30 protein-coding genes are annotated in these 25,395 nt (G+C 66.1%); 17 read left to right on the top strand and 13 right to left on the bottom strand.

Going from position 1 to position 25,395, the window contains the following annotated elements:
• The first annotated feature begins 100 nt into the window (after positions 1–100).
• Entirely contained in the window at positions 101–904 is an 804-nt protein-coding gene (locus ACQ4N9_RS06910; RefSeq protein ID WP_390966852.1) for a helix-turn-helix domain-containing protein, read from the top strand.
• Between the two features lie 248 nt (positions 905–1,152).
• Here the strand turns inward: ACQ4N9_RS06910 and ACQ4N9_RS06905 are convergent, their stop codons facing one another.
• The 3 genes from ACQ4N9_RS06905 to ACQ4N9_RS06895 are packed head-to-tail and all read right to left on the bottom strand — an operon-like array spanning position 1,153 to position 3,866.
• The gene (locus ACQ4N9_RS06905) at positions 1,153–1,992 is read right to left on the bottom strand and encodes an alpha/beta hydrolase (RefSeq protein ID WP_390966599.1); all 840 of its coding nucleotides are present in this window, start codon (positions 1,990–1,992) and stop codon (positions 1,153–1,155) included.
• A gap of 9 nt (positions 1,993–2,001) precedes the next feature.
• Positions 2,002–2,811, bottom strand: a complete 810-nt coding sequence (locus ACQ4N9_RS06900; RefSeq protein WP_390966601.1) for a TSUP family transporter — start codon at positions 2,809–2,811, stop codon at positions 2,002–2,004.
• Positions 2,812–2,825: 14 nt separating this feature from the next.
• Positions 2,826–3,866: a hypothetical protein gene (locus ACQ4N9_RS06895; protein ID WP_390966603.1), complete on the bottom strand. Its 1,041-nt coding sequence runs from the start codon at positions 3,864–3,866 to the stop codon at positions 2,826–2,828.
• A 270-nt stretch (positions 3,867–4,136) separates the two neighbouring features.
• On the opposite strand from ACQ4N9_RS06895, the gene ACQ4N9_RS06890 reads away from it, so the two are divergent.
• Entirely contained in the window at positions 4,137–5,021 is an 885-nt protein-coding gene (locus ACQ4N9_RS06890) for a sugar nucleotide-binding protein (protein WP_110993336.1), read from the top strand.
• Complete coding sequence (locus ACQ4N9_RS06885) at positions 5,014–5,946, top strand: NAD-dependent epimerase/dehydratase family protein (protein WP_390966605.1); 933 nt, start codon at positions 5,014–5,016, stop codon at positions 5,944–5,946. Before ACQ4N9_RS06890 ends, ACQ4N9_RS06885 begins: the two co-directional genes overlap by 8 nt.
• 251 nt (positions 5,947–6,197) lie before the next feature.
• Here the strand turns inward: ACQ4N9_RS06885 and ACQ4N9_RS06880 are convergent, their stop codons facing one another.
• Positions 6,198–6,638 carry a winged helix-turn-helix transcriptional regulator gene (locus ACQ4N9_RS06880; RefSeq protein ID WP_390966607.1) on the bottom strand — a complete coding sequence of 147 codons (441 nt, stop codon included), beginning with the start codon at positions 6,636–6,638 and terminating at the stop codon, positions 6,198–6,200.
• 100 nt (positions 6,639–6,738) lie between these two features.
• Between ACQ4N9_RS06880 and ACQ4N9_RS06875 the strand changes: the two genes are divergently transcribed.
• Positions 6,739–7,983, top strand: coding sequence for an MFS transporter (locus tag ACQ4N9_RS06875; protein ID WP_390966609.1), 1,245 nt, complete (start codon positions 6,739–6,741; stop codon positions 7,981–7,983).
• Here ACQ4N9_RS06875 and ACQ4N9_RS06870 read toward each other — a convergent pair.
• The 5 genes from ACQ4N9_RS06870 to ACQ4N9_RS06850 all read right to left on the bottom strand — a co-directional run bounded on the left by ACQ4N9_RS06870 (position 7,971) and on the right by ACQ4N9_RS06850 (position 11,971).
• Positions 7,971–8,654 carry an OmpW/AlkL family protein gene (locus tag ACQ4N9_RS06870; RefSeq protein WP_347150047.1) on the bottom strand — a complete coding sequence of 228 codons (684 nt, stop codon included), beginning with the start codon at positions 8,652–8,654 and terminating at the stop codon, positions 7,971–7,973. The genes ACQ4N9_RS06875 and ACQ4N9_RS06870 overlap by 13 nt on opposite strands.
• 109 nt (positions 8,655–8,763) lie before the next feature.
• A complete protein-coding gene (locus ACQ4N9_RS06865; protein ID WP_390966854.1) occupies positions 8,764–9,297 on the bottom strand; it encodes a DUF3299 domain-containing protein in 534 nt (177 codons plus the stop codon).
• A gap of 122 nt (positions 9,298–9,419) precedes the next feature.
• Positions 9,420–10,685: an ABC transporter permease gene (locus ACQ4N9_RS06860; RefSeq protein WP_390966612.1), complete on the bottom strand. Its 1,266-nt coding sequence runs from the start codon at positions 10,683–10,685 to the stop codon at positions 9,420–9,422.
• A complete protein-coding gene (locus ACQ4N9_RS06855; RefSeq protein ID WP_390966614.1) occupies positions 10,685–11,395 on the bottom strand; it encodes an ABC transporter ATP-binding protein in 711 nt (236 codons plus the stop codon). The genes ACQ4N9_RS06860 and ACQ4N9_RS06855 overlap by 1 nt, the downstream gene beginning before the upstream one ends.
• Complete coding sequence (locus tag ACQ4N9_RS06850) at positions 11,396–11,971, bottom strand: DUF2796 domain-containing protein (RefSeq protein ID WP_390966616.1); 576 nt, start codon at positions 11,969–11,971, stop codon at positions 11,396–11,398.
• Positions 11,972–12,105: 134 nt separating this feature from the next.
• Between ACQ4N9_RS06850 and ACQ4N9_RS06845 the strand changes: the two genes are divergently transcribed.
• The gene (locus ACQ4N9_RS06845; RefSeq protein WP_258644348.1) at positions 12,106–12,450 is read left to right on the top strand and encodes a hypothetical protein; all 345 of its coding nucleotides are present in this window, start codon (positions 12,106–12,108) and stop codon (positions 12,448–12,450) included.
• A 124-nt stretch (positions 12,451–12,574) separates the two neighbouring features.
• On the opposite strand, the gene trxA is transcribed toward ACQ4N9_RS06845, so the two are convergent.
• Genes trxA through ACQ4N9_RS06830 form a run of 3 tightly spaced genes read right to left on the bottom strand, consistent with a single transcriptional unit; the run spans position 12,575 to position 14,588 of the window.
• Positions 12,575–13,447 (bottom strand): thioredoxin, encoded by an 873-nt coding sequence (gene trxA, locus ACQ4N9_RS06840; protein ID WP_258644358.1) that lies wholly within the window; start codon positions 13,445–13,447, stop codon positions 12,575–12,577.
• A 28-nt stretch (positions 13,448–13,475) separates the two neighbouring features.
• Positions 13,476–14,135 (bottom strand): class I SAM-dependent methyltransferase, encoded by a 660-nt coding sequence (locus ACQ4N9_RS06835; RefSeq protein ID WP_125857273.1) that lies wholly within the window; start codon positions 14,133–14,135, stop codon positions 13,476–13,478.
• The gene (locus ACQ4N9_RS06830; RefSeq protein ID WP_390966619.1) at positions 14,136–14,588 is read right to left on the bottom strand and encodes a YbaY family lipoprotein; all 453 of its coding nucleotides are present in this window, start codon (positions 14,586–14,588) and stop codon (positions 14,136–14,138) included. It abuts the gene before it with no gap.
• Positions 14,589–14,684: 96 nt separating this feature from the next.
• Here ACQ4N9_RS06830 and nrdR point away from each other — a divergent pair, with 96 nt between their 5' ends.
• The 12 genes from nrdR to ACQ4N9_RS06770 all read left to right on the top strand — a co-directional run bounded on the left by nrdR (position 14,685) and on the right by ACQ4N9_RS06770 (position 23,541).
• Positions 14,685–15,149 (top strand): transcriptional regulator NrdR, encoded by a 465-nt coding sequence (gene nrdR, locus ACQ4N9_RS06825; RefSeq protein WP_016393425.1) that lies wholly within the window; start codon positions 14,685–14,687, stop codon positions 15,147–15,149.
• A gap of 2 nt (positions 15,150–15,151) precedes the next feature.
• The gene (gene ribD / locus ACQ4N9_RS06820; protein ID WP_390966621.1) at positions 15,152–16,282 is read left to right on the top strand and encodes a bifunctional diaminohydroxyphosphoribosylaminopyrimidine deaminase/5-amino-6-(5-phosphoribosylamino)uracil reductase RibD; all 1,131 of its coding nucleotides are present in this window, start codon (positions 15,152–15,154) and stop codon (positions 16,280–16,282) included.
• A 42-nt stretch (positions 16,283–16,324) separates the two neighbouring features.
• A complete protein-coding gene (locus ACQ4N9_RS06815; protein WP_110993350.1) occupies positions 16,325–16,990 on the top strand; it encodes a riboflavin synthase in 666 nt (221 codons plus the stop codon).
• Positions 16,991–17,008: 18 nt separating this feature from the next.
• Positions 17,009–18,100 (top strand): bifunctional 3,4-dihydroxy-2-butanone-4-phosphate synthase/GTP cyclohydrolase II, encoded by a 1,092-nt coding sequence (ribBA, locus tag ACQ4N9_RS06810; protein ID WP_110993351.1) that lies wholly within the window; start codon positions 17,009–17,011, stop codon positions 18,098–18,100.
• A 91-nt stretch (positions 18,101–18,191) separates the two neighbouring features.
• The gene (ribH, locus tag ACQ4N9_RS06805; RefSeq protein ID WP_110993352.1) at positions 18,192–18,668 is read left to right on the top strand and encodes a 6,7-dimethyl-8-ribityllumazine synthase; all 477 of its coding nucleotides are present in this window, start codon (positions 18,192–18,194) and stop codon (positions 18,666–18,668) included.
• The gene (gene nusB, locus ACQ4N9_RS06800; RefSeq protein ID WP_110993353.1) at positions 18,665–19,165 is read left to right on the top strand and encodes a transcription antitermination factor NusB; all 501 of its coding nucleotides are present in this window, start codon (positions 18,665–18,667) and stop codon (positions 19,163–19,165) included. The genes ribH and nusB overlap by 4 nt, the downstream gene beginning before the upstream one ends.
• A 17-nt stretch (positions 19,166–19,182) precedes the next feature.
• Entirely contained in the window at positions 19,183–20,139 is a 957-nt protein-coding gene (gene thiL / locus ACQ4N9_RS06795) for a thiamine-phosphate kinase (RefSeq protein WP_390966623.1), read from the top strand.
• A complete protein-coding gene (locus ACQ4N9_RS06790) occupies positions 20,136–20,639 on the top strand; it encodes a phosphatidylglycerophosphatase A family protein (protein ID WP_023632630.1) in 504 nt (167 codons plus the stop codon). Before thiL ends, ACQ4N9_RS06790 begins: the two co-directional genes overlap by 4 nt.
• A gap of 17 nt (positions 20,640–20,656) precedes the next feature.
• The gene (locus tag ACQ4N9_RS06785) at positions 20,657–21,397 is read left to right on the top strand and encodes a substrate-binding periplasmic protein (RefSeq protein ID WP_390966625.1); all 741 of its coding nucleotides are present in this window, start codon (positions 20,657–20,659) and stop codon (positions 21,395–21,397) included.
• 298 nt (positions 21,398–21,695) lie between these two features.
• The gene (gene ribA, locus ACQ4N9_RS06780; RefSeq protein WP_125462436.1) at positions 21,696–22,313 is read left to right on the top strand and encodes a GTP cyclohydrolase II; all 618 of its coding nucleotides are present in this window, start codon (positions 21,696–21,698) and stop codon (positions 22,311–22,313) included.
• Complete coding sequence (locus tag ACQ4N9_RS06775; RefSeq protein ID WP_258644375.1) at positions 22,310–22,729, top strand: MFS transporter; 420 nt, start codon at positions 22,310–22,312, stop codon at positions 22,727–22,729. The genes ribA and ACQ4N9_RS06775 overlap by 4 nt, the downstream gene beginning before the upstream one ends.
• On the top strand, positions 22,729–23,541 hold the full coding sequence (locus tag ACQ4N9_RS06770; RefSeq protein WP_390966628.1) for a cobalamin-binding protein: 813 nt from the start codon (positions 22,729–22,731) through the stop codon (positions 23,539–23,541). Before ACQ4N9_RS06775 ends, ACQ4N9_RS06770 begins: the two co-directional genes overlap by 1 nt.
• Here ACQ4N9_RS06770 and ACQ4N9_RS06765 read toward each other — a convergent pair.
• Positions 23,519–25,366, bottom strand: a complete 1,848-nt coding sequence (locus ACQ4N9_RS06765; RefSeq protein ID WP_390966630.1) for a TonB-dependent receptor domain-containing protein — start codon at positions 25,364–25,366, stop codon at positions 23,519–23,521. The genes ACQ4N9_RS06770 and ACQ4N9_RS06765 overlap by 23 nt on opposite strands.
• Positions 25,367–25,395: the final 29 nt, after the last annotated feature.

The raw sequence follows: 25,395 nt of genomic DNA, 5'->3' as shown, positions 1-25,395 counted from the left end.
GTGGGTCATGACAACTGTGGTTACAATTTCGCGGGTTGCTCTGTTTTGGTGCGACTTGATGCTAGAATTGCATCACTCGCATCATCTGGACCCCGGCATCATGGGCGATCACTTCGCTGACAACCTTAAATTGGCCTGCAGCCACTACCGCTCTATCTCGGAGGTTTGCCGGCAGCTGTCGATCAACCGCGGGCAGTTCAACAAGTACCTGAGCGGGCAAAGCCGGCCGACGCCGTACAACCTCAAACGGATCGGTGACTTCTTCGGCGTAGAGGATTACGAGCTGGGTTTGCCGCCCGAGCAGTTCGCCCGCCTGATCGGCGCGCGCAACCCCGCCGCGCAGCAGAACAACCCGATCAGTGAGCTGTTCAAGCCGCTCAACGACCATGTCGTCAACCTGACGCGCTACTGCGGTTACTACTTCGAATACTCCAACTGCATGTCGGTGCCGGGCTTGATCCTGGTGTCGCTGGTGCACCTGCGCGAAGAGCGTGAGCGCTACCTGTTCGAACGCCAGGAGCGCCAGGAGCGCAGCAGCGCCACCGACCCCCATGCCGAGGTGCGCTGCCGCTACCTGGGGGCGGCGTTCCAGTTGCAGGACCGCCTGTTCCTGGTCGACTACGAGTCGCTGACCTTGAACGAGATGAGCCAGACCATCCTCATTCCCAGTTTCAAGAGCCGCATCACCCGCCTCAATGGCCTGAAAACCGGCGTGTCCAGCGGCGACCGGCGCAACCCGGCGTGCACCCGCGTGGTCTGGGAGTACCTGGGCGAGGAGATCAACCGGATCAACGCCTTCCGCCAGGTACGCCTTTATCGCCCGGATGACCCGCGCATCGACGACGATATCCGCGACCGGCTGAGCGCGGGTTCGATCAGCAACGGCCTGTTCGAGATCGAGTGACAGGTTGTGGGAGCGGGTTTACCGGAGTGCCGGACCACCACGAAGCAGGCGGCGCGATGGATGGCACCGGCTCTGCCGGTGTTCGCGGGTAAACCCGCTCCCACAGGCAGAGTGCAGGTCTTGAGTTCGGCACGATCCCTGTGGGAGCGGGTTTACCCGCGAATGCTGAGGTAAAACCAACGGCGCCTTCGCGGGTAAATCGCAGCGGCGAATCGCCGCTCCCACAGGGCCGCAGGCGTCAGGCGAATTCACCCCAGAATGAACGCCCCCACCGCCTGCGCCACCTGATCCGCCACCTCCGGTCGGTCACGCAGGTGGGCGGCAATGCCATGGTCGCAGTCGGTGAGCATCAGGCACTCCACGTGCGGCGCCGGCACAGAACGCAGCAGGCTGTGGGTAACTTCCTCGGGGATCGGGCTGTAACGCTCGACACCCGCCATCCGCCGCAACCCCGCCGACGTCCCGGCCCCCTGGCCGTGCACCCGTGAGTTGAGCCCGTCGTATTCACCGATCACCAGCAGCACGCGGCCTTGGAACTGGCGCAGGAAGGCATAACTGTCGCAGTCAAGAAAAGCGAAGGGCTGGCGGATCGCCGCGCTGAACGCTGGACCGAAGGGCGCGTTGTGGGCAGCGTCGGGGTATACCGCCGGGCAGATCAACACCAGCTTTCGCACACTCGGGCGCTGCGCCGCCAGCTTGAGGGCGATGGCGCCGCCCAGGCTGTGGCCGATCAGGGTGTCGCTGCGGCTGTCCAGATGCTGGTGGAAGCGCAAGGCTTCCTGCAGGTTGCTGGCCAGCGAGGCATCCTTTGCCCCCGGTTCGCTGGCCAGGCTGTGGCCGGACAGGTTGCCGGTCAGCGAGCCGATGCCCTGCTGCTGCAGGCGGTACAGCAGCGGGTTGAGCCGAGTGAAGTCCGAACGGGCGCCGCCGACCACGAACACCGGTGGCGCTCGTTCGCTGTCCGGCAACAGCAGGCGGGCCTGCTGGCGATAACCGTCGAAGGCTTCGTCAATGAAGCGCTCGGCGCCGGGGGCGGGTTCGTCGTACTGCCAGAGGGCGCGTTGCGCGGTGGTCACCCCGAGGTCCATCTCTTGCTCCTATGAAAACTGACTGCTTACCCATTCGCCGAGCGGGTTATCAGCACTGGCCAGTAGTTTGAGCGCCATGATGCAGCAGACGCTGACCAGCAGCGGCCTGATCAGCCGGGGCCCAAAGCGCACGGCGCAGCGGGCGCCCAGTTGTGCGCCGGTAAAGGCTGCAATAGCCATCGTCAGTGCCAGTGGCCAGATGATCGCGCCGCCAAGAGCGAACACTGATAACGCACCCAGATTACACGCAGCGTTCAGCAGTTTGCTGGTGCACACCGCGCGCATCAAGTGCTGCCCGAGCAGGAGCACACAAGCAAGCATGAAAAACGAACCAACCCCAGGGCCGAATACCCCGTCATAGAAGCCAATCAACGGCGCCACGCCCAGGCAGAACAGGCGCAGCGACACTTTCGCCTTGCGCTCCTGCTCTCGCGGTTTGGGGCTGAAGGCAAACCAGGCAGCGACCAAGATCAGCAGAACAGGGACGCAGGCCTGCAGCAGGTCGTGGGGAATCAAGCTGATTGATAGCGCGCCCAGGGCGCCGCCAATGAATGCCATAAGCGCCATGGGCAGGCCGCCGTGCCAGTCGATCATGCCTTTGCGGGCAAAGGCTACGGTTGCAGAAACGGTCGCCGAAGTGGCTTGGAACTTATTGGTTGCGATGGCCGCCAGGGGGTCGATACCGGCGATGAACAACACAGGTAAGGTCAACAGGCCGCCACCACCGGCAATCGCGTCGAAAAAACCGGCCAGCAATGCGACAGCGGCCAGCAGAAGCAGCATTTCAATATTTATCGCCTGCGTGAAATTTTCCAGCATGGGGAAGCTCCAGCTCAGCCGCGTACCAGCAACGGGTCGTCGCTGATGATCAACGGGCGCGCGAAAGGGGAGTAGCCGAACAGGCGTACCAGCAGGCGGCGGTTGTCCATGACGGTGTCTCGGCCATGCAAGGCTCGACAGTTGTTGATCAGCAGCGCCTTGTCGGCTTGCAGTACGAAGGGGAGGGGCTGCGCTTGCATGAGCAATGCCTGGAAGGCATCGAGCGCTCGCTCGGCGGCTTGGCTGGCGTGATCGTTGAGTGAAAAGCGGTAGGCGTTGTAGCGCAGGCTGAAGCCGCCGTTGGCATCGAATTGCAGGATGGGGACGGCTTTGCCAGCCTGCCCTTGGCCACTGACGAAGCATTCGCTACGGGTGAAATCGAAGGAGCAGGAGGTCAAGGCCAAGGCATGCAGCCCCCCTAGTCTTTCGATAATGCCGGCCATGGGGATGATGTGGGTCGGTTCCTGCGCAGGGTTCCACCGTGCAGTGAGAATCAGCGCTGATGGCGCGGGAGAGTGCCCGCCGTGGGCTATCACCGAACAGTTATAGGGCGCTTCGGTGTGCGCACCCAGCCGTAGGCCAGAATGCGAGCTGAGTTCGACGGACCTTCGTCTGTCCTCGTCGGGACGTTGTGTAGTTCCGCCACCTTTGAAGTTGGCAACTAGACGCACGTGCTTGCCATCGTTGTCGATATCGAAGGCGAATGCACGATAGCGTGCAAGCGCCAGCAGCAATTGGTTGCGCGACGCGAGATACAGAGTGCACTGATCCTGTTCCAGCTCACTTTGACAAGGCAGGTATTCGGGCAGCGGATCGTCAGGGCTATGCATCTGTGAGAACAGGAGGGCCGACAAGTGGCCTTCGGTAAAGCGCTGAAGGGTAGTTCGCTGGTCAGGCGTAAGGGTTGCCCTCAGCGCTTCGGCATATTCATTGGCCTTCTGGGCAACGCCGCAGGCCTGCGGCCCCCCTGAGTTTGCGAGTTCCTGGCTGAAACCGGTCAATGCCAACGCCTGAGCCGGGTTGAATTGCAGGTAGGCGACTTCCAAGTCTTTCATGAGCTACGTTCCATGTTGTTGAGGGTGTGCTGAAACATTTTGCCCGTCGGTACCGGCGATAAGGCACGGCGGCTATTGGATCTACTTTCCTCACCTTTCAAAAGCCAGACTGTTCCCGTTCGCTAGTCAGTCGTTTCCTGGGTTTGTAAAGGCAGTAGGGCTGAGCAAGGCAGGGAAAACGCATGTATGACAGGCCCAGGTTGGACTTCGCCCCACGGAAACCGCAAAATGCCCCTTTCCTCCATCGATCTGAGCGGACTTGTTGACCCTATGCGTATGCGCCTGATGCTGTTGGGTGGAGGCAATGCCCTCGGGCAAGCATTGATTCGTCTTGGCGCCGAGGAAGACATCGCCTTCCTGGCACCGCGCCCCCCGGAAAGCGGCTGGGCCCCGGCCAGCCTGACCCTGTTGCTCGACGAGCACCGCCCCGACGCGGTGGTCAACCTTGCCTATTACTTCGACTGGTTCCAGGCCGAGTCGGTCAGCGAACAGCGCCTGGCCCAGCAGGAGCGTGCGGTGGAGCGGCTCGCCGAACTGTGCCAGCACCACGAAATGGTCCTGGTGCAGCCTTCCAGCTACCGGGTGTTCGATGGCTCGCGCGCCACGGCCTACAGCGAGAAGGACGAGCCGGTACCGCTCGGCCTGCGCGGCCAGGCCCTGTGGCGCATCGAGCAGAGCGTGCGCGCCACCTGCCCGCAGCATGTGCTGCTGCGCTTCGGCTGGCTGCTCGACGAAAGCCGCGACGGTGCGCTCGGGCGTTTCCTGACCCGTGCCGAACAACCCCAGGAGCTGCTGCTGGCCGATGACCGGCGCGGCAACCCGACGCCGGTGGATGACGCCGCGCGGGTCATCCTCTCGGTGCTCAAGCAGCTCGACTGCAAGGCGCCGCTGTGGGGCACCTACCACTACGCCGGCAACGAGGCCACCACGCCGCTGGCGCTGGGCCAGGCGATCCTCGGCGAAGCCGCGCAGTGGCACAAGCTGGCCGTGCAGCAACCGACCGCCCAGGCCCATGCCGCGCGCCCGGATGCCAGCGAAGAGCCGCAGCATGCGGTGCTGGCCTGCAAGAAGATCCTTCACACCTTCGGTATCAAGCCGCGCGCCTGGCGTGCCGGCTTGCCGCCCCTACTGGACCGTTTCTACCGACATGGCTGATGCCCCCATCCTGATCACCGGCGGTGCCGGCTTCATTGGCTCCCACCTGTGCGAAGCGCTGCTGGAAAAAGGCTACGCGGTACGCATTCTCGATGACCTGTCCACCGGCAAGCGCAGCAACCTGCAACTCGGTCACCCGCAGTTGGAACTGATCGAGGGCGATGTCGCCGATGCGGCGCTGGTCGCGCGTGCGGCCGCCGGTTGCCAGGCCGTGGTGCACCTGGCTGCGGTAGCCTCGGTGCAGGCATCGGTCGAGGACCCGGTAAAAACCCACCAAAGCAATTTCATCGGCACGCTCAACGTCTGTGAAGCGATGCGCCAGCATGGCGTGCGCCGGGTGCTGTTTGCCTCCAGCGCGGCGGTGTACGGCAACAATGGCGAAGGCCAGTCCATCGCCGAAGACACGCCCAAGGCACCGCTGACCCCGTACGCGGTGGACAAGCTGGCCAGCGAGCAATACCTGGATTTCTACCGTCGCCAGCACGGCCTGGAGCCGGTGGTATTCCGCTTCTTCAATATCTTCGGCCCGCGCCAGGACCCGTCCTCGCCGTATTCCGGGGTCATCAGCATCTTCTGCGAGCGTGCCACCAGCGGCAAACCCATTATGGTGTTCGGCGATGGCGAGCAGACCCGTGATTTCCTGTATGTCGGTGACCTGGTCCAGGTGATGGTCCAGGCGCTGGAGCAGCCAGCAGTGGAAGAGGGCGCGGTGAACATCGGCCTTAACCAGGCGACTTCGCTGAACCAGTTGCTCAAGGCCCTGGAACAGGTGATCGGCAGCCTGCCGGCGATCAGCCACGGCCCGGCGCGTTCCGGGGATATCCGCCATTCGCGGGCGGACAATGCGCGGCTGCTGGCGCGCTTCGACTTCCCCGAGCCAACGCCCTTCGTTGAAGGCGTGGCACGGTTGCTCGGCAAGGCCTGAGGCCGGCGGCAACAGGGGCAGCGTAATTCTTGTGGGAGCGGGTTTACCCGCGAAGCAGGCGGCGCGGTGGATGGCACCGGCTCTGCCGGTGTTCGCGGGTAAACCCGCTCCCACAGGACACGCGCCGCTTTGACGGCAAGCGTTGTAACTGTGAGGGTGCAGCCTGCGATGAGTTAAACGCAGGCAGTACAAGACAGTTGCTCCTAGAGCGGACGTTCAAGTCCATTGCGTGGGGATCGCCTCACAGGCCATCACCCATGCCGAACCAACTGCCGCTGGCACCGCTCCGGTTCCACCACTCGCCCATCCTCAGCCCGCACCTGCAGCGTCTCCAGCCCCTGGCCGCGCTCATCGACCAGCTGCGAGCGTGATTCCCCTTCCGTGAACAGATACCGCTCCCCCCACTGGCGCAAGCCGATCACGATCGGAAACACCGCGCGCCCCTGCTCGGTCAGCACGTATTCCTTGTAAGCACTGCCATCGGAGGCGGGCTGTTGCGCCAGCAGGCCGGCCTCGACCAGCAACTTCAGGCGCGTGGCAAGGATGTTCTTCGCCAGCCCCAGGTTCTTCTGCCATTCGCTGAAGCGGCGCAGGCCATCGAAGGCATCGCGCAGGATCATCAGCGCCCAGCGATCGCCGAGCACTTCCAGTGCGCGGGCCACGGGGCATTGCTGGTTGTTGTCGTCGAGCATGGGCCATTCCTGATCAATGTTGGTTGCAGATTAAAACCACATTTGCTAGAAATCCAGTTGTGGTTTCAAAACGAAACCGGAATCTGCCGAGGACTGTGCAATGCCATCTGCCTCATCTGTACCGCCGCCATTGACCCGCGGCCTGACGCTGCTGCTGGCGCTCGCCTGCGGCCTTGCGGTGGCCAGCGTGTATCTGTCCCAGCCGCTGCTGGAGTCCATGGCCGGCAGCCTGGGTATCGCCCAGGCGCAGGTCGGCCTGGTGGTTGGCGCGACCCAGGCCGGGTATGCCGCGGGGTTGCTGTTGATCGTGCCGCTGGGTGACCTGTTCGCTCGCAAGCGGCTGATCCTCACGCAACTGGTGCTGGCGGCTGTTGCCCTGCTGGCGGTGGCGTCGAGCCTTGACTGGGCAATGCTGCTGGCGGCCATGGGCATGGTCGGGCTGATGGCGGTGGTGGTGCAGGTGATGGTGGCCCACGCCGCCACACTGGCCACGCCCGCGCAGCAGGGGCAAGCGGTGGGCACGGTCACCAGTGGTGTGGTGCTGGGTATCCTGCTGGCACGCCTGGCCTCGGGGTTGGTGGCCGACCTGTCGGGTTGGCGTACGGTTTATTGCGTGGCGGCGGGCCTTGCCTTGCTGATGGCGCTGTTGCTCGGCTGGCGTTTGCCCGAGGCGCCCTCGCGCGGCGTGCGACAGGGGTATCTGGCCCTGCTGGGTTCGGTGTTCGCGCTGTACCGCCACGACCGGCTGTTGCGTCAGCGGGGCATCTTCGCCCTGCTGATCTTTGCCGCCTTCAGTGTGCTGTGGAGTGCCATGGTGCTGCCTCTGAGCGCCGCGCCGCTGGCGCTGGACCATACCCAGGTCGGCCTGTTCGGCCTGGCGGGGGTTGCCGGTGCCCTGGCGGCCGCACGGGCCGGGCGCCTGGCCGACCGTGGGCAAGGGCAGCAGACCACCGGCCTGGCGCTGGGGTTGCTGGTGCTGTCATGGTTGCCGATTGCCCTGCTCGAGCACTCGTTGCTGGCGCTGCTGCTGGGCGTGCTGCTGCTGGACTTCGCCGTACAGGCGGTGCATGTGACCAACCAGAGCCTGCTGCTGGCCGGGCGTGGCGAGATGGCCAGCCGCCTGATCGGCGCCTACATGTGCTGTTACTCGCTGGGCAGCGGGCTGGGTGCGGTGGCCGCGACCTGGGTCTACGGGCAGTGGGGCTGGGGCGCGGTGTGCGGGCTGGGGGCCGGCATCAGTGGCCTGGCCCTGGGGTACTGGGTGCACCTGTGGCGGCTGGGCCAGAATGAAAAAGCCCGCTCGGGCGAGCGGGCTTGTCGGGCGGTGCTGGGTCAGAACTTGTAGCCCAGGCCCACCATGTAGACCCACGGGTCGACGTCCACGTCGACCTTGGTCTTGCCCACGCCCAGGGCGCTCGGGCCGTCGATGGTGGCCTTGGTGTCGATGTCGACGTACCAGACCGCGGCGTTGAACAGCAGGTTTTCGGTGAGCATGTAGTCCATGCCCAGCTGGCCGGCGAGCCCCACCGAGTCCTTCAGCTTCATGTTGCTGAAGCCTTGCGCCTTGCGGTTGCTGCTCAGGTCTTCATCGAAGAACAGGGTGTAGTTCAGGCCCACGCCGGCGTAAGGCTGGAACTTGGAGCTGGCCTCCATCGGGTAGTACTGCAGCGACAGGGTTGGTGGCAGTTGCTTGATGTCGGCCAGCTTGCCGTCCAGGCCGCCGCCCAGGCCCTTCACGCCCACGGTGTGCTTGAACGGGGTGGCGGCCAGCAGCTCCAGGCCGATGTGGTCGGTCAGCATGTAGGCGAAGGCCAGGCCCAGTTGGGTGTCGCTGTCCAGGGTTGCCTTGGTGCCCGACACCTTGGCGCCATCGAGTTTGATGTCGCCGCTGTTCTCGTTCGGCGCGGTGGTGATGGCGCCGGAGCGGATGATGAAATCACCTGCCTGGTGGGCGTGGGCAACAGGGGCTGCGAGCGCCAACGCGACGAGCGAGGCACTGAGCAAGGACTTGTTCATGGAAGCTCCCAAAGGACGTGAGTAATCGAGTAGTCCAATGGTACGAAGCTGACTAAACAGAAAGTTTGACCCAGCTCAACGAAGCCGTGTCATTGGCCCCAGTCAGTGCTCACTTCAGCTCATAGGCGTAGATTTTCTCCGCTTCCATCTGGTAACCGGCATCGGCCAGCTCGCTGCTGCTGGCCTTGACCTGCATCGTCCCCTCGATCCAGTACGGCTGGTAGAGGTCTTCGACGCGCACGCCCATCTCGCTGAAGATATGCACGATCTGGTTCGACGGCGGTGGCGGCACATGGATGCAGGCGCCGTAGTAGGGCACCAGCAGGAACTCGGTGGTGCGGCCCTCTTCGCTGACCTCCAGCGGCACGATGTAGCCGGGCAGCTTCACCTGTTGGCCGTTGAGCGCCTTGACCACCGGCGCGTCGGGTGCCTGCTGGCGCGCGGCAGGGGCGGATTCGGAAAGCGCACTGCCGATCTGCGACAGGTCGTGCAGCGGGGCCAGTTGCGGCGGGATGACCGGGGCGCCCTCGGGGATCAGTGCGGGCCAGTCCAGTTCGCGGGGCTCGGCGGCCCAGGCTGGAGACAAGATGAACAGCAGCGCCAGGGCCAGTGTGGCGAGCAGGCCCGGCTGCGCTGCCTGCATCGCCGGCAAGCCGGCTCCCACAGGTATCGCGTTGGCCTTGAAGGTCGCGCTATTCATGTGGGAGCCGGCTTGCCGGCGATTGAATGCAACGAAGGTCTTGGCTGAAAGGCGCATGGTCATTCTCAAAGATGAATCGACAGCCCATCGGCCAGCGACTGCCGATAGGCGCGCCAGGCCGGCACGCTGCCCATCAGCAGCGCTGCGCCGAGGATGATCCCCAGCAGCGTCCACTCATGCGCACTCGGCCAATCCAGCGGCAGGTACAGCCCGTAGTTGGCCTGCACATAGCCCTGGGCGAGGGCGATCCCGGCATACAGCAAGCCCAGCCCGGCGGCGATCCCGGCCACGGCCAGGGCCAGTGCTTCGAGTACCAGCAACCCGGCGATGTGCCACGGCCGGGCCCCCACCGAACGCAGGATGGCCATCTCCCGGCGGCGTTCGTTGAGGCTGGTGAGGATCGCCGTGAGCATGCCGATCAGCCCGGTCAGCACCACGAACAGCGAGACCACGAACAGCGCCTGCTCGGCCGTGCCCATCAGGCTCCACAGCTCTTGCAGCGCCACGCCGGGCAGGATCGCCAGCAGCGGCTCGTTGCGGTACTCGTTGAGCTCGCGTTGCAGGCTGAAGGTGGCGATCTTGTTGTTCAAGCCGAGCATGAACGCGGTGATCGCCGCCGGTTGCAGGTCCATGCCGCGGGCCTGCTCGGCGCTGATGCGCCCGGCACCGCGCGCCGGCACGCCGTTGTGCCAGTCGATGTGGATCGCCTCCATGCCGGCCAGGCTGATGTGCAGGGTGCGGTCCACCGGGGTGCCGGTACGCTTTAGCACGCCGACCACGGTGAATGGCTTGTCGTCGTGCTTGACCAGGCTGATGGCGGCTACACCGTGGGCCAGCACCAGTTTGTCGCCGAGCTTGTAATGCAGCGCGTCGGCCACTTCGGCCCCCAGCACCACTTCGAAGGGGTCGTCGGCGAAGGGTCGGCCCTGGCTCAGCTCGAGGTGCTGACGGCGGCCGTACTGATAGTGCGCGAAGTAGTCGCCGGTGGTGCCCATCACCCGGTAGCCGCGGTGCGAGTCACCCAGGGAAATGGGGATGGCCCACTTGACCCGTGGGTCCTTGGCGTACTGCTGGTAGCTGTCCCAGCGAATGTTGTTGGTGGCGTTGCCGATGCGGAACACCGAATACAGCAGCAGGTTCACCGAGCCCGAACGGGCGCCGACGATCAGGTCGGTACCGCTGATGGTGCTGGCGAAGCTGGCGCGGGCTTCGGTGCGCACCTGCTCGACGGCCAGCAGCAGGCACACCGACAGGGCGATGGCGAAGGCGGTGAGCAGGGCGGTGAAGCGGCGGTTGGCCAGGCTGGCCAGGGCAAGGCGGAGCAGGTACATCAGGCCTCCCGGGGCGTGGCGGCGCGGTTGAGTTCGGCCAGGGACAGGTGACGGTCGAACAGCGGCGCCAGGCTCTGGTCATGGCTGACGAACAGCAGGCTGGAGCCGGCCGCGCGGCATTCGTCGAACAGCAGGCGGATGAAGGCTTCACGGGTGTCGGCATCGAGCGCCGAGGTGGGTTCGTCGGCGATCACCAGTTCGGGCTGGCCGATCAGCGCCCGGGCGGCGGCGACGCGTTGCTGCTGGCCGATCGACAGGCTGCCGGCACGGCGGGCGAGCAGGCCGGCGTCATGCAAACCCAGGTGCGCCAGCAGGTGCGCGGCGGCCTGGTCGACGCTGCCATGGCGCTGGCTGGCGCGTTCGGCACGGGACTTCGAGAAGCGGCAGGGCAACTCGACGTTCTCGCGCACCGACAGGAACGGCAGCAGGTTGAACTGCTGGAAGATGTACCCGGTGTGGTCGACCCGAAAACGGTCGCGGGCGCCCTGGCTCAAGCTGGCAAGGTCCTGGCCCAGCAACCGGATGCGCCCCTGGCCCGGGCGGTTCACCCCGCCCAGCAGGCCGAGCAGGGTGGTCTTGCCGCTGCCGCTGGGGCCCTTGAGGAACAGCGCCTCGCCGGCTTCCAGGCGGAACTCGCGGATATCCAGCAGCGGCGCCTGGCCGGGCCAGGCGAACACCAGGTCATGCAGCTCGATCAGCGCCTGGCTCATTCAGAACGCGACCACGGCCTTGGCCGCGGTGGCCTCGACGCCTTTCTGGCCGTTGGGGCCGATCAGTTGCACGTTGATCTTCTGGGTTTGCGGGAAGGTCTTGAACAGCGGGTCAAGGTCGAGCTGGGCGAGCTTGGCCGGGGTGGCGCAGGTGAACTGGTAGTGGGCGTTGACATCGGCGTGCTGGTGGCCGTGCTCGTGTTCGTGCGCGTCGCCATCGTCGTCGGCATGGGCGGCGTCGCCGAACAGCGGGCTTTGCAGCTCTTGCGCTTCATCCTTGCAGCCGGCGGCCTGGGCCAGGCCGAACAGCTTCAGCGGTTGTTCCAGCTGCTGGCGCGCGGCGGCGACCTTGGCCTTGTCGGCATCGGTGCTGGCGGCGTGCTCGAAGCCGACCAGGTTCATGGCCGGGCTGTCCAGTTCCAGCTCCAGGGTGTTGCCGTCGAGCACCACGTTGAGCTTGGCCACGCCATGCTCGTGGGCGGCGAGGGTGCCGTGATCATGATCATGCTCGTCGTGGGCATGGACCACGGCCAGGGGCAGCAGGGCAAAGGGCAGGGCGAGCAGCAGACGACGCATGAACGGCTCCAGGGGCGGTTTGGAATGATTTGGTAATGTTATAACAATTTTTCTGCGCCTCGCCAGCCTGCCTGGCACAGGTTTCATGTTCGTGGGAGCATGACGGCATTCAGCCCTGGTACGAGGAAGGCAGCGTGAGAATTCGTGGACAGATCGGTGAATGGCCGGTGGATTTGACCATCGAGCTGGCGCCGGAAGAGTGGGCGCAGTTGGGGCGTCGGCTGGAGCAGCCTGCGCTGGTCGAAAACGCCCCGGTGAGTGCCAGCCCCGTGCCGCGCCAGGATGACGGGCAGTGGATGGCCGCGCGTGATGTGTTGCGCCAAGCCGGGCAGATGAGCGGGCCCGAGTTGCTCGATCGCCTGGAAGGGCTCGCCGGCAGCACGGCGGCGGGCAAGCGCCTGCTGGTGCGGCTGCGGCACAGCAGTGAGGTGAAGGTGGAAAGCGGCGTGGATGCGCCGGTGTATCACTGGGTGGGGTGAACCAGCAGGTTCTGTGCTGGCATTTTCGCGGGTAAACCCGCTCCCACAGGGATCGCGCTGTTCTTGAATCCTGTGGGAGCGGGTTTACCCGCGAACGAGGTCGAAGCCCTCGCCAATTATTGGGTCAGAACATCGCCGCCGACAGTTTACGGCGGTACACCCCCACCAGCGGATGATCGCTGCCCAGCAGCTCGAACACCTGCAGCAGCGCCTTCTGCGGCAAGCCGTTCTCGTAACCACGGTTACGCTGGAACAGCTTGAGCAACCCGTCCAGCGCCGCTTCGTACTGCTGGCGCGCCAGTTGCTGGATGCACAGCTGGTAGCTGGCCTCGTCATCTTGCGGGTTCTGCGCCAGGCGGCTTTTCAGCTCGGCGGCTTCCGGCAGGCTGGCGGCCTGGCGCAGGAAGGTCAGCTGGGCCTTGGCGCCGGCCAGGGCTGCTTTGTGTTCATCGGTCTTCACTGCGTCCAGCACCACTTGCGCCTCGCCCAGCTCTCCGCGTTCGGCCAGGCAGCGGGCGTACAGGATCAGCGCCTCGGCGTTGCTGTTGTCTTCACCCAGCAGCACCTGCAGCAGCGCTTCGGCCTCGCTGAAACGGCTCTCGGCGAACAGCGCCTTGGCCTGCTCCAGCGGCGCGGCGGTTGGCGGCGCGGGCATCTGCACATGGGGCTCGAGCATGGTGCGGATGGCCGACTCGGGCTGGGCACCGGCAAAACCGTCGACCGGCTGGCCGTCCTTGAACAGCACCACGGTCGGCAGGCTGCGGATGCCGAACTGGGCCACCACCTGCTGCTCGACGTCGCAGTTGATCTTGGCCAGCAGCAGCTCGCCCTGGTAGCCCTCGGTGATCTTCGCCAGCAGCGGCATCAGCGCCTTGCACGGCGCGCACCACTCGGCCCAGAAGTCGACCAGGACGGGTTTGTGGAAGGAGTTCTCGATGACCAGTTGCTGGAAGGTGGCATCGGTGGCATCGAAGATGTACTGCGTTTCCTGGCTCATCGTGACTCTCGCAAACGTGAATGCCCCACTATAAAGGCTCGCGGCTGGCGTGGTACAGGCTGACCCGGCGGAATTCGTGCGGCTCGGCCAGGTCCGGCAGGGTCAGGGCCTCGAGCACGCCCAGCGGGCGGTATTGCGGGTGGCTGAAGTCGCGCACGCGCGAATCCGCCACCAGCGCCTGGCGGCCACGGCTGAGAAATTCATCCAGCAACGGCAGGTTGGCGCGGTCGTACAGCACATCGGCGACCAGGATCAGGTCGAAGCGGTCGGCCTCGGCGAAGAAGTCGCTGCTGTAGTTCAGCGCCACGCCATTGAGCGCGGCGTTGGCGCGGCAGGCGTCGAGGGCCAGCGGGTCGAGGTCGCAGGCCACCACCTCAAGCGCGCCCGCGCGGGCCGCAGCGATACCGGCAATGCCGGAGCCGGCGCCGAAGTCCAGCACGCGCTTGCCGCGCACCCACTCCGGGCGCTCGGCCAGGTAGCGCGCCATGGCCAGGCCGCTGGCCCAGCAGAAGCTCCAGTAGGGCGGTTCTTCGAGGATGCGCCGGGTTTCCTCGCTGCTGAATTCACGGTCCATGTTCTGGTCGTCGATCAGCCAGAGCTTCAGTGCGCACCCGGGCAGCTCGCTGACCACCAGGCGCGCTTCGCCGATCAGGCCGCTCAGGGCCTGTTGCAGGGCGTGCGGTGCCATTTACGGAGCCTTTTCGAAGCGCAGCGGGCCAGTGGCCTGGGTTTCGGCCTGGGCGATGCGCACCGGTGGCAGGTGCATGATCAACTGGCCGGACTGGCTGGCACGGCCACGCAGCTCCACGCGGGCCCCGGCGGGGAAGGCCTCGGGGTTGAAGCGCAGTTGGTAGGGCAGGGCCTGGCCGGTGCCGGTCAGGGTGCTGCTGGCCAGCAGCTGTTGCGGGCGGCCCCGCTCGTCGATGACCAGCAGTGCCAGTTCGACGTTGGCGCCGGCGGGGATCTCCATCAGCGTGCCGCTCAACTCGCGCTGGTAGGCCGGCAGCGGGCCGAGAGGCTGGGCTTTCTTCGCCACCTTGGCCGGCACGGGCGCGGGGGCCTGCTCAGGCTTTGGTCGGTCGCTGCCGCAAGCGGCGAGCAGGGCGGCGGCGCACAGCACGACGAGCGCTCGATAGTGCATGGTGTAGTCCTTGGCGGGCAGAATTGCATGGATGGTAGCTTGTCTTGCCAGTGCAATGCGCTACCATGGCCCTCCCTTTTTTTGTTGCCTGCCACCATGCACTGTCCGTTTTGCGGTGCCAACGACACCAAGGTCATCGACTCGCGCCTGGTCGCCGAGGGCGAACAGGTTCGTCGCCGTCGCGAATGCGTCGCCTGCGGCGAGCGTTTCACCACCTTCGAAACCGCCGAGCTGGTCCTGCCACGGCTGATCAAGCAGGACGGCACGCGCCAGCCCTTCGATGAAGACAAGCTGCGCGCCGGCATGCAGCGCGCGCTGGAGAAGCGGCCGGTCAGCGTCGAGCGCCTGGAAGCGGCGCTGGCGCATATCAAGAGCCGCCTGCGCGCCACCGGCGAGCGTGAAGTGAAGTCACTGGTGGTCGGTGAGCTGGTGATGGCCGAGCTGCGCAAGCTCGACGAAGTCGCCTATATCCGTTTTGCCTCGGTCTACCGGCGTTTCCAGGACCTCGACGAGTTCCGCGAAGAAATCGACCGCCTGGCCCGCGAGCCAGCCAAAGAGTAAGCATGACCAGCCAAGCCGCCATTCTCGACGCCCACTACATGGCCCGGGCCGTGGAACTGGCCCGCAAGGGCCTCTACACCACCCACCCCAACCCACGCGTAGGCTGCGTGATCGTGCGCGATGGCGAGGTGGTCGGCGAAGGCTGGCACGTGCGCGCTGGCGAGCCCCATGCCGAAGTCCACGCCCTGCGCCAGGCCGGCGAGCGCGCCCGTGGCGCCTGTGCCTACGTCACCCTCGAGCCTTGCAGCCACCATGGCCGCACGCCGCCGTGCGCCGAGGCGCTGGTCAAGGCCGGCGTGGCGCGGGTGGTGGCGGCCATGCAGGACCCCAACCCGCAAGTGGCCGGCAATGGCCTGCGCCGCCTGCAGGAGGCCGGGATCGAAGTGGCCAGTGGCGTGCTCGAAGCCGAAGCGCGTGCCCTCAACCCCGGTTTCCTCAAACGCATGGAGCACGGCCTGCCGTTCGTTCGCGCCAAGCTGGCGATGAGCCTGGACGGCCGCACCGCCATGGCCAGCGGCGAAAGCCAGTGGATCACCGGCCCCGCCGCCCGCTCGGCGGTGCAGCGCCTGCGCGCGCGTTCCAGCGTGGTACTGACCAGCGCCGCCAGTGTGCTGCAGGACCAGGCGCGGATGACCGTACGCGCTGAGCAGTTGGGCCTGGACGCCGAGCTCACGGCCCTGGCCTTGTCGCGCCCGCCGTTGCGGGTGTTGATCGACGGCCGCCTGCGCCTGCCACTGGACGCGCCATTCTTCCAGGCCGGCCCGGCGCTGGTGATCACCGCCGCCGGTGAAGATCCGCGCTATGCCGCCGCTGGCCACGAACTGATCAACCTGCCCGGCAGCGACGGCCAGATCGACCTGCCGGCGCTGCTGCGCACCCTGGCCGGGCGCGGCGTCAACGAAATCCTGCTGGAGGCCGGTGCCGGCCTGGTCGGTGCCTTCGCCCGCCAGGGCCTGGTCGACGAGTTCCAGCTGTTCGTCGCCGGCACCTTCCTCGGCTCCGCTGCCCGCCCGCTGCTGGACTGGCCACTGGCGCAGATGAGCGAGGCGCCGCGGCTGAAGATCACCGAAATGCGCGCAGTCGGCGATGACTGGCGAGTCACTGCCATCCCCCTGCCGGCCCCCGGCGTATAATGCCGGGCTTGCCCCGCGCAGCCTGTCTTTGAGGAGAACAGCATGTTCACCGGCATCATCGAATCCATCGGCACCATCCGCAGCATGACCCCCAAGGGCGGTGACGTGCGCGTTTATGTAGAAACCGGCAAGCTCGACCTGGGCGACGTCAAGCTTGGCGACAGCATCGCCGTCAACGGCGTGTGCCTGACCGCCGTCGAACTGCCCGGCGACGGCTTCTGGGCCGACGTCAGCGTCGAGACCCTCAAGCGCACCGCCATGGTCGACTTGAAAACCGGCAGCCGGGTCAACCTGGAAAAGGCCCTCACGCCCACCACCCGCCTGGGCGGCCACCTGGTCAGCGGCCACGTCGACGGCGTCGGCGAGATCGTCTCGCGCGCCGATAACGCCCGCGCCATCCAGTTCCGCGTACGCGCACCCAAAGAGCTGGCCAAGTACATCGCCCACAAGGGCTCGATCACCGTCGACGGCACCAGCCTGACGGTCAACGAAGTCGATGGCGCCGAGTTCGAGCTGACCATCGTCCCGCATACCCTGTCCGAAACCATCATGGCCGACTACCGCGCAGGGCGTCGGGTGAACCTTGAGGTCGACCTGCTGGCCCGTTACCTGGAGCGTCTGCTGCTGGGTGACAAGGCCGCCGAGCCGAGCAAGGGCAGTGGCATTACCGAAAGCTTCCTGGCCGCCAACGGCTTCTTGAAATCCTGATTGAGAAGGGGGTGCCGCGTGGCGCTCAACAGCATCGAAGAACTGGTTGAAGACATCCGCCAGGGCAAAATGGTCATCCTCATGGATGACGAAGACCGCGAGAACGAAGGCGACATCATCATGGCGGCCGAATGCTGCCTGCCTGAGCACATCAACTTCATGGCCAAGCACGCCCGTGGCCTGATCTGCATGCCGATGACCCGCGAGCGCTGCGAAACCCTGAAGCTGCCGCTGATGGCGCCGCGCAACGGTTCCGGTTTCGGCACCAAGTTCACCGTGTCGATCGAGGCCGCCGAGGGTGTCACCACCGGCATCTCCGCCGCCGACCGCGCGCGCACCGTGCAGGCCGCCGCTGCCAAGGACGCCAAGGCCGAAGACATCGTCAGCCCTGGCCACATCTTCCCGCTGATGGCCCAGCCCGGTGGCACCCTGGCCCGCGCCGGCCACACCGAAGCCGCCTGCGACCTGGCGCGCATGGCCGGTTTCGAGCCGAGCGGGGTGATTTGCGAAGTGATGAACGACGACGGCACCATGTCGCGCCGCGCCGAGCTGGAAGTGTTCGCCGCCGAGCACGGCCTGAAGATCGGCACCATCGCCGACCTGATCCACTACCGCATGATCCACGAGCGTACCGTTCAGCGGGTTTCCGAGCAGCCGATCGAGAGCGAACTGGGTGAGTTCAACCTGGTCACCTACCGTGACGCGGTGGAAGGCGACGTGCACATGGCCCTCACCCTCGGCAAGATCTGCGCCGAAGAGCCGACCCTGGTGCGGGTGCACAACATGGACCCGCTGCGCGACCTGCTGATGGTCAAGCAGCCGGGCCGCTGGAGCCTGCGCGCGGCCATGGCTGCCGTGGCCGAAGCCGGCAGCGGCGTGGTGCTGCTGCTGGGCCACCCGCTGGACGGCGACGTGCTGCTGGCGCACATCCGCGAAAGCGCGGGCGATGCGCAACCCAAGGCACCGACCACCTACAGCACCGTTGGCGCCGGCTCGCAGATCCTGCGCGACCTCGGTGTGCGCAAGATGCGCCTGATGAGTTCGCCAATGAAGTTCAATGCGATATCCGGATTCGATCTGGAAGTTGTAGAATACGTGCCCTCCGAGTGACTTGAGGCGGCTTGATCGCCTTGCAACTCGAGTCAAAACCCTCCCGAGGCCGCCACAGCGCGGCCTCGCTCTTGAAGATGAGAACTCAAGAATGACCCTGAAGACCATCGAAGGTACCTTCATCGCCCCCAAAGGTCGCTATGCTTTGGTGGTTGGCCGCTTCAACAGCTTCGTCGTCGAAAGCCTGGTAAGCGGTGCAGTCGATGCCCTGGTACGCCACGGCGTCAGCGAAAGCGACATCACCATCATCCGTGCCCCGGGCGCGTTTGAAATCCCGCTGGTGGCACAGAAAGTCGCCCAGCAAGGCAACTACGACGCGATCATCGCCCTGGGCGCCGTGATCCGTGGCGGTACCCCGCACTTCGAATACGTGGCGGGCGAGTGCACCAAGGGCCTGGCCCAGGTGTCCATGGAGTTCGGTGTTCCGGTGGCCTTCGGCGTGCTGACCGTCGACTCCATCGAACAGGCCATCGAGCGTTCCGGCACCAAGGCCGGCAACAAAGGTGCTGAAGCTGCCCTGTCCGCTCTGGAAATGGTCAGCCTGCTGGCGCAGTTGGAGGCCAAGTGATTAGCGACGAAAGCGATCGTTTCAACCCGCGCGATCCGAAACCTGCGGATGCCGGCAAGCCCTCGAAGAGCGCCAAGCGTCGCGAAGCCCGCAAGCTCGCCACCCAGGCCCTCTACCAGTGGCACATGGCCAAGCATTCGCTGAACGAGGTCGAAGCGCAGTTCCGGGTCGACAACGATTTCACCGATATCGACGGCGCCTACTTCCGCGAGATCCTGCACGGGGTTCCGGCGAAGAAGAGCGAAATCGACGAAGCACTCAAGCCTTGCCTGGACACCCCGCTCGAAGAGCTCGACCCGGTCGAACTGGCGGTTCTGCGCCTGTCCACCTGGGAGCTGATCATGCGCGCCGACGTACCGTACCGCGTAGTGATCAACGAAGGCGTGGAACTGGCGAAAGTGTTCGGCGCCACCGACGGCCACAAGTTCGTCAACGGCGTGCTGGACAAGCTGGCTCCGCGTCTGCGTGAGGCGGAAGTCAAGGCGAACAAGCGCTGAGTGCGCGCCTGCCAGCCATGGGTGAGTTCGAGCTGATCAGCCATTACTTCGCCGCCGCGCCCTGTGCGCAGGGCGGCGAAGGCGTGGCCCTGGGCATCGGCGACGATTGCGCCCTGCTGGACATTCCCGCCGGCGAGCAGTTGGCGATCTCCACCGACACCCTCGTGGCCGGTGTGCATTTCCCCGCAGTCTGCGACCCCTTGCTGCTCGGCCAGCGTGCGCTGGCCGTGGCGGTCAGCGACCTAGCGGCCATGGGCGCCACGGCGATCGGTTTCACCCTCGCGCTCACCTTGCCCCAGGTCGGCCCCGACTGGCTCGAAGGCTTCGCCGACGGCCTCGGGCGCATGGCCCGGCGCTGCGGCATCAGCCTGATCGGCGGCGACACCACCCGTGGCCCGCTGAGCATCACCGTGACCGTGTTCGGCCGGGTGCCGGCCGGCCAGGCGCTGCGCCGCAGTGGCGCCCGCCCGGGCGACCTGCTGTGTGTCGGCGGTGATCTGGGCAATGCGGCCGGGGCGCTGCCGTTGGTGCTGGGCGAACGCGAGGCCATCGACGAGGTGGCTGGGCCGCTGCTTGAGCACTATTGGTCGCCGCTGCCGCAACTGCAGCTTGGCGAGCGGCTGCGTGGCCTGGCCACGGCGGCGCTGGATATCTCCGACGGCCTGCTGGCCGATTGCGGGCACATCGCCAAGGCGTCCGGCGTGGCATTGCAGGTGAACCTGGCGCAGGTGCCAGTGTCTGGCGCTTTGCAGGCCTTGCTCGGCCATGAGGGGGCGTTGCACGCGGCGCTCACCGGTGGCGACGACTACGTGCTGGCGTTCACCGTACCCGAGGCGGCCCTGGCGACCCTGGGCGCTGGCGTGCAGGTGATCGGCCATGTGCTGCAAGGCCAGGGCGTGACGCTGCGCGACCCGCAGGGCCGGGACATCACCCCGCAACAGCGGGGCTATCAACATTTCAGGGAGACACCGTGACCGACCACCCGAACCAGGTGCCTGCGGAGTTCGTTCCGCCTTCGGTCTGGCGCAACCCGTGGCACTTCATCGCCTTCGGCTTCGGCTCCGGCACCTTGCCCAAGGCCCCCGGGACCTGGGGCTCGCTGGTGGCACTGCCGTTCATTCCGCTGTGGCAGATGCTGCCCGACTGGGGCTACTGGCTGCTGCTGGGCATCAGCATGCTGTTCGGTGTGTGGTTGTGCGGCAAAGTGGCCAATGACTTGCGCGTCCACGATCATGAAGGCATTGTCTGGGACGAAATCGTCGGCATGTGGATCACCCTGTGGCTGGTGCCGGAAGGCTGGCAGTGGCTGCTCGCAGGGTTCCTGATGTTCCGCTTCTTCGACATCCTCAAGCCGTGGCCGATCCGCTGGGTCGACCGGCATGTGCATGGCGGGTTCGGGATCATGCTCGACGATATCCTGGCCGGCGTGTTTGCCTGGCTGGGCATGCAGGTTCTGGTGTGGGCGGTGGCCTGAAACACAGGAGTGTTGTGATGGGCGTGAGGACTGTTGTACTGGCATTGATGCTGCTCGTCGCCCCGGCCGCCATGGCCCGCGAGACGCCCGCGCAGGTGCGCCTGGTCAGCGAGGAATGGCTCGACTACACCAACGCCGACGGCAGCGGGGTAGCCTGGGACGTGCTGCGCAAGGTGTTCGAGCCGGCAGGGGTCAAGGTCGTCACCCAAAGCGCGCCGTACAGCCGTGCAGTCGGCCTGGTCAGGCGTGGCGAGGCCGATGCCTGGGTCGGCTCGTACAAGGAAGAGAACGACGACAACCTCTACCCGCGCTGGCACTTCGACATGGACCACATCTACGCCCTGGGCCTGGCCGGCAAGGCACAGCCCACGCCCGAAAACGTCGGCCAGTATCGCCTGGCATGGGTGCGCGGCTATGACTACGCCAGCTACCTGCCCAACGTGCACAACTTCCGTGAGGTCCAGCGCCGCGAGGGCATCCTGCCGATGCTCGAGCATGACCGGGTGGACTTCTACATCGATGCGCAGACCGAAGTCGACTACGTGCTTGGGCAGTCGCCACACCCCGAGCGTTTTCGCAGCACCCACGTCGCCGAGCTGCCGCTGTACCTGGCCTTTACCCGTAGCGAGCAGGGCAAGGCCCTGAGTGCGCTGTTCGACAAGCGCATGGCCGAGCTGGTGCGCAGCGGTGAGTTGAGGCCGATCTTCGAGCGCTGGAAGCAGCCGTATCCGTTCAGCGCCGACAGCCAGCCCCATTAAGGGCGGCTGGTAGTTTCCACCGTTGGCGCGGGCCCTGTGGGAGCGGCTTTAGCCGCGAACACCGGCGAAGCCGGTGCCATCCACTGGGTTGCCTGCTTCGCGGCTAAAGCCGCTCCCACAGGGTTCGCGCCAGCGTCCTGATAATCAGCAGGGCAGTTGTTCCCAGGTGCATGCAGCGCGCGCTCCCCATAAGCATCGAACTTTTCGATCTTAAGCGGCGATATTCAGCCTGCGCACCTGCGCCGGGCTGCTGATACAATCGGCCCAACTGAAATTTCCTACTTCCCAGGAGCACAACGTGCCCGTCGTCTTTGTCGCCGCTTGCAAACTCCCGACCCCCTACGCGATTTTCACCATGCATGGTTTCCTCGACGAAGCCACTGGCCGTGAGCATGTGGTGCTCAGCCTGGGTGATATCGCCGACGGCGAGCCGGTGTTGGGGCGGCTGCACTCCGAGTGCCTGACCGGCGATGCGCTGTTCAGCCAGCGTTGCGACTGCGGTTCACAGCTGGACGCCGCGCTGCAGGCCATCGCCCGCGAAGGCCGTGGCGTGCTGCTGTACCTGCGCCAGGAAGGCCGTGGCATTGGCCTGTTGAACAAGATCCGCGCCTACGAGCTGCAGGACGGCGGCGCCGACACTGTCGAGGCCAACGAGCGCCTGGGCTTCGCCGCCGACCAGCGTGACTACGCCATGTGCCTGCCGATGCTCGAGCATCTGGGCGTCAGCGCGCTGCGCTTGATGACCAACAACCCGCGCAAGGTCAAAGCCCTGACCGACATGCACATCAAGGTCGCCGAGCGCGTGCCGCTGCACACGGGCCACAACCCGCACAACCGCCTGTACCTGGCCACCAAGGCCGACAAGCTGGGCCACATGATGGGCAACAAGCACCAGGGCGAGGTGCCGCAGGCGTGACCCGTGGCGAGGTGAAGCGGCGCCTGGCGCTGGCCTGGTGGCAGTACCTGGCGGTCGGCCTGGTGCCGTTGCCGGTGATGGCCTGGGCTTTCGGTGGCGGCGAGCCGCTGATCCCGGTGCTGGCCATGCCGCTGTTCATCGCCGGTGCAGCCACCATGTTCCTCAGCCTGCCGCGCTTTGGCGCCTACAAGCGCACGCTGATCGCCACCGACAAGCTCCTCGGCAGTGCCGAGGAGCCGGCCGCCTGGATCGAGCTGGCGCGGGTGCGGCGCCTGGCCATGCTGTATGCCTGTTTCCCGGCCTGGGTCGCCGCCTTGTCGGTGCTGGTCGGGCTGGAGGCGGTGCCGCAGATTCTCCTGGCGATTTCCACCGTGGTGCTGTTGTACCTCTACCGCATTCCGCGCCAGCTCGGCTGATGCGGGCGCTGCTCGTTCTGTGTGCACTGCTGAGCTTCGGCGCCCAGGCCGAGGCTGCGCCGCGGGTGGTCAGCCTGGCGCCGTCCATGACCGAGATCGTCGTCGAGTTGCAGGCACAGGACCTGCTGGTCGGCCTGCTCGATGGCGGTGAGCGCCCGGCATCGCTGCAGGATCTGCCCTCGGTGGGGCGCCATGGGCAACTGGACATGGAGCGGCTGCTCAGCCTCAAGCCCGACCTGCTGCTGCTCTGGCCCGGCAGCGTGGCGCCTGCGCAGCGTGACCAGTTGCGGCGCCTGGGCATTGCCACCTTCAGCGCCGAGCCCGGCGACCTCGACCAGTTGATCACCCAGATCGAAGCCATCGCCCAGCGCCTGGGGCGTGACGAGCAGGGGCGCGTGTATGCGGCCAGCCTGCGTGAACGGCTGCACGGCCTGCGCGAGCGCTACCGGCGCGAGACGCCGCTGCGGGTGTTCTACCAGGTGTGGGACAAGCCCCTGTACACCTTGGGCGGGCGGCAGGTGGTCAGCGATGCGTTGCGGGTCTGCGGGGCGCGCAATGTGTTCGATGACCTGCCGCAACCGGCGCCACAGGTCAGCGTGGAGTCGGTGCTGCTGCGTGACCCGCAGGTGATCCTCGCTGGCGACCCGGCGCAACTGGCCAGCTGGCGTAGCTGGCCGAAGCTGAGCGCCGTGGCCGCTGGCCACCTGCTGGTGGTGCCGGACAAGGGCCTGGAGCGGCCCAGCGGGCAGATGATCGAGGCCACCGCGCGGCTGTGTGCCTTGCTCGACGCTACAGCGCCGGTGTCCAGGTGACGCTGAGCAGCCAGGTGCGACCCTCTTCGCGATAGCCGTACTGGCTGCCATCGAAGCTGTACAGGGCGCGGCTGTACTGTTTGTCCAGCAGATTGTCGAGCTTGAGCTCCAGCTTCACCTCATCCGTCGCCGACCAGCCGCCGCGCAAGCCGAGCAGGCCGTAGCCACCCAGGCTATTGCGGTTGGCTTCATCGTCGTAGCTGCTGCTGACGGCCTGCCAGCTGCCGCCCAGGCTGAAACGCTCGAACTGCCGATCAAGGTCCAGGCTCAGCGTGCGCCGGGCGCGGCGGGCCAGGGTGTGGCCGCTGTCACGGTCGCGCGGGTCGATCAGTGCCAGGCCAAGCTGACTGTGCCATTCGCCCCATTGCTGCTGCAGCCCCAGCTCGAAGCCATTGATGCGCGCCGAGGCCACGTTGCGTGGGATCGAGTCGGCGCCGAAGATGATCGCGTCGCGCAGGTCGGTGCGGTACAGCGAGGCTTCCAGGCGGCTGTCGGCGGTCAGCTGGCTACGCCATTGCAGCTCGTAGCTCTTCGAGCGCTCAGGGTCCAGGTTCGGGTTGCTGTACTGCGGGTAGTACAGGTCGTTGAAGGTCGGCGCGCGGAACCCCTCGCTGTAGGACAGCAGCAGGTCGTTGCTGGCGTTGACGGGCAGAGTGAGGCTGGCGCTCCAGGTGGTCTGGCCGCCGAACTGCTGGTTCTGGTCGCGGCGCAGCCCCAGCTCGGTGGAGAACCACTCACCGGCGAAGCGATGCTGGGCGAAGATCGCACGGTTCCAGCGGCTGTCCTCGTCGAAGTCGGTGCTGGCATGCACCCGGTCCTGGTACCAGTCGCCGCCGAGCAGCAGGTTGTTGCGCGCATCCAGGGTGAAATCGTTCTGCCAGGTGGCCTGGTCGCGGTAGGTGTTGAACACCTGGCGTTGGTCGCTGAGCTTGTCGCGCTTGTCGTCACGGTTCTCGCTATGGCCCAGCTCCAGGCGTGAATGCCAGGCGTCGTTGAGCTGGGCGTCCAGGTAGGTGCCGAGGCTGCTGACGGTGAAGTCGGTATAGGGCTTCTGGCCGAACAGGCCGAACGGGTTGTCGTATTCGCTGCGCCCACGGCTGTCGAGCAGGTTCAGCCCGGCCTCGAAGCGTTCGTTGAACACGTGGCTCAGGCTCAGGTTCAGCGAGCGGTCGCGGTAGGCATCATGGTCGCCGTCGCTGGCGAATGACGGGCCGGTCGAATCGATCCCGGCGGTCTCGTCCAGGCTGGCGCCCAGGTTGAAACGGGTGTCGCCATCGCCGCCGGACAGGCCCAGGCTGCGTTGCCAGGCCTGGTTGCTGCCGGCCGCCAGGCGCAGGCGGGGCTGCAGGCCCTGGCCGTCGCCACGGCGGGTGAAGATCTGGATCACCCCGCCGATGGCGTCGCTGCCGTACACCGCCGAACGCGAGCCGCGCAGCACTTCCACCCGCTCGATCTGCTCGACGTCGAGAAACTGCAGGCCGCTGTCGCCGGAGGTGGCATTGGCGATGCGCACGCCATCGACCAGCACCAGCGTCTGCGCGGCCTTGGTGCCGCGGATGAAGATGCCGGGCAGGCTGCCACGGCCGCCGGTCGGCGCCACTTGCACGCCGGGCACGCGGGTGAGCAGGTCGCTGACGCTGCTGGGTTGCAGGCGGTCGATGTCGCTGCGGGTGAACACCGTGTTGGCGGCGCTGGTGGCGCTGCGCGATTCGACCTGGCGGCTGGCGCTGATCAGTACGTCGGGGAGCTTGAGGGCGTCGTCGCGTTCGGCGGCCAATAGCGGGAGAGGGAGGCAGAGCAGGGTGGCAAAGCTTGAGATTTTCATGGGCTTCCAAAAACAATCGCTGGCAAGCC

The organism is Pseudomonas sp. ES1 (genome assembly GCF_050586605.1).
Lineage (GTDB): Bacteria > Pseudomonadota > Gammaproteobacteria > Pseudomonadales > Pseudomonadaceae > Aquipseudomonas > Aquipseudomonas sichuanensis.
This window is presented reverse-complemented; position numbering and strand designations above follow the sequence as displayed.

Bases quoted from the DNA above. Each gene is read 5' to 3' on its own strand.
- ACQ4N9_RS06910 (WP_390966852.1), top strand. From the start codon at position 101: ATGGGCGATCACTTCGCTGACAACCTTAAATTGGCCTGCAGCCACTAC.
- ACQ4N9_RS06905 (WP_390966599.1), bottom strand. From the start codon at position 1,992: ATGGACCTCGGGGTGACCACCGCGCAACGCGCCCTCTGGCAGTACGAC.
- ACQ4N9_RS06900 (WP_390966601.1), bottom strand. From the start codon at position 2,811: ATGCTGGAAAATTTCACGCAGGCGATAAATATTGAAATGCTGCTTCTG.
- ACQ4N9_RS06895 (WP_390966603.1), bottom strand. From the start codon at position 3,866: ATGAAAGACTTGGAAGTCGCCTACCTGCAATTCAACCCGGCTCAGGCG.
- ACQ4N9_RS06890 (WP_110993336.1), top strand. From the start codon at position 4,137: ATGCGTATGCGCCTGATGCTGTTGGGTGGAGGCAATGCCCTCGGGCAA.
- ACQ4N9_RS06885 (WP_390966605.1), top strand. From the start codon at position 5,014: ATGGCTGATGCCCCCATCCTGATCACCGGCGGTGCCGGCTTCATTGGC.
- ACQ4N9_RS06880 (WP_390966607.1), bottom strand. From the start codon at position 6,638: ATGCTCGACGACAACAACCAGCAATGCCCCGTGGCCCGCGCACTGGAA.
- ACQ4N9_RS06875 (WP_390966609.1), top strand. From the start codon at position 6,739: ATGCCATCTGCCTCATCTGTACCGCCGCCATTGACCCGCGGCCTGACG.
- ACQ4N9_RS06870 (WP_347150047.1), bottom strand. From the start codon at position 8,654: ATGAACAAGTCCTTGCTCAGTGCCTCGCTCGTCGCGTTGGCGCTCGCA.
- ACQ4N9_RS06865 (WP_390966854.1), bottom strand. From the start codon at position 9,297: ATGCAGGCAGCGCAGCCGGGCCTGCTCGCCACACTGGCCCTGGCGCTG.
- ACQ4N9_RS06860 (WP_390966612.1), bottom strand. From the start codon at position 10,685: ATGTACCTGCTCCGCCTTGCCCTGGCCAGCCTGGCCAACCGCCGCTTC.
- ACQ4N9_RS06855 (WP_390966614.1), bottom strand. From the start codon at position 11,395: ATGAGCCAGGCGCTGATCGAGCTGCATGACCTGGTGTTCGCCTGGCCC.
- ACQ4N9_RS06850 (WP_390966616.1), bottom strand. From the start codon at position 11,971: ATGCGTCGTCTGCTGCTCGCCCTGCCCTTTGCCCTGCTGCCCCTGGCC.
- trxA (WP_258644358.1), bottom strand. From the start codon at position 13,447: ATGAGCCAGGAAACGCAGTACATCTTCGATGCCACCGATGCCACCTTC.
- ACQ4N9_RS06835 (WP_125857273.1), bottom strand. From the start codon at position 14,135: ATGGCACCGCACGCCCTGCAACAGGCCCTGAGCGGCCTGATCGGCGAA.
- ACQ4N9_RS06830 (WP_390966619.1), bottom strand. From the start codon at position 14,588: ATGCACTATCGAGCGCTCGTCGTGCTGTGCGCCGCCGCCCTGCTCGCC.
- nrdR (WP_016393425.1), top strand. From the start codon at position 14,685: ATGCACTGTCCGTTTTGCGGTGCCAACGACACCAAGGTCATCGACTCG.
- ribD (WP_390966621.1), top strand. From the start codon at position 15,152: ATGACCAGCCAAGCCGCCATTCTCGACGCCCACTACATGGCCCGGGCC.
- ACQ4N9_RS06815 (WP_110993350.1), top strand. From the start codon at position 16,325: ATGTTCACCGGCATCATCGAATCCATCGGCACCATCCGCAGCATGACC.
- ribH (WP_110993352.1), top strand. From the start codon at position 18,192: ATGACCCTGAAGACCATCGAAGGTACCTTCATCGCCCCCAAAGGTCGC.
- thiL (WP_390966623.1), top strand. From the start codon at position 19,183: ATGGGTGAGTTCGAGCTGATCAGCCATTACTTCGCCGCCGCGCCCTGT.
- ACQ4N9_RS06785 (WP_390966625.1), top strand. From the start codon at position 20,657: ATGGGCGTGAGGACTGTTGTACTGGCATTGATGCTGCTCGTCGCCCCG.
- ACQ4N9_RS06770 (WP_390966628.1), top strand. From the start codon at position 22,729: ATGCGGGCGCTGCTCGTTCTGTGTGCACTGCTGAGCTTCGGCGCCCAG.
- ACQ4N9_RS06765 (WP_390966630.1), bottom strand. From the start codon at position 25,366: ATGAAAATCTCAAGCTTTGCCACCCTGCTCTGCCTCCCTCTCCCGCTA.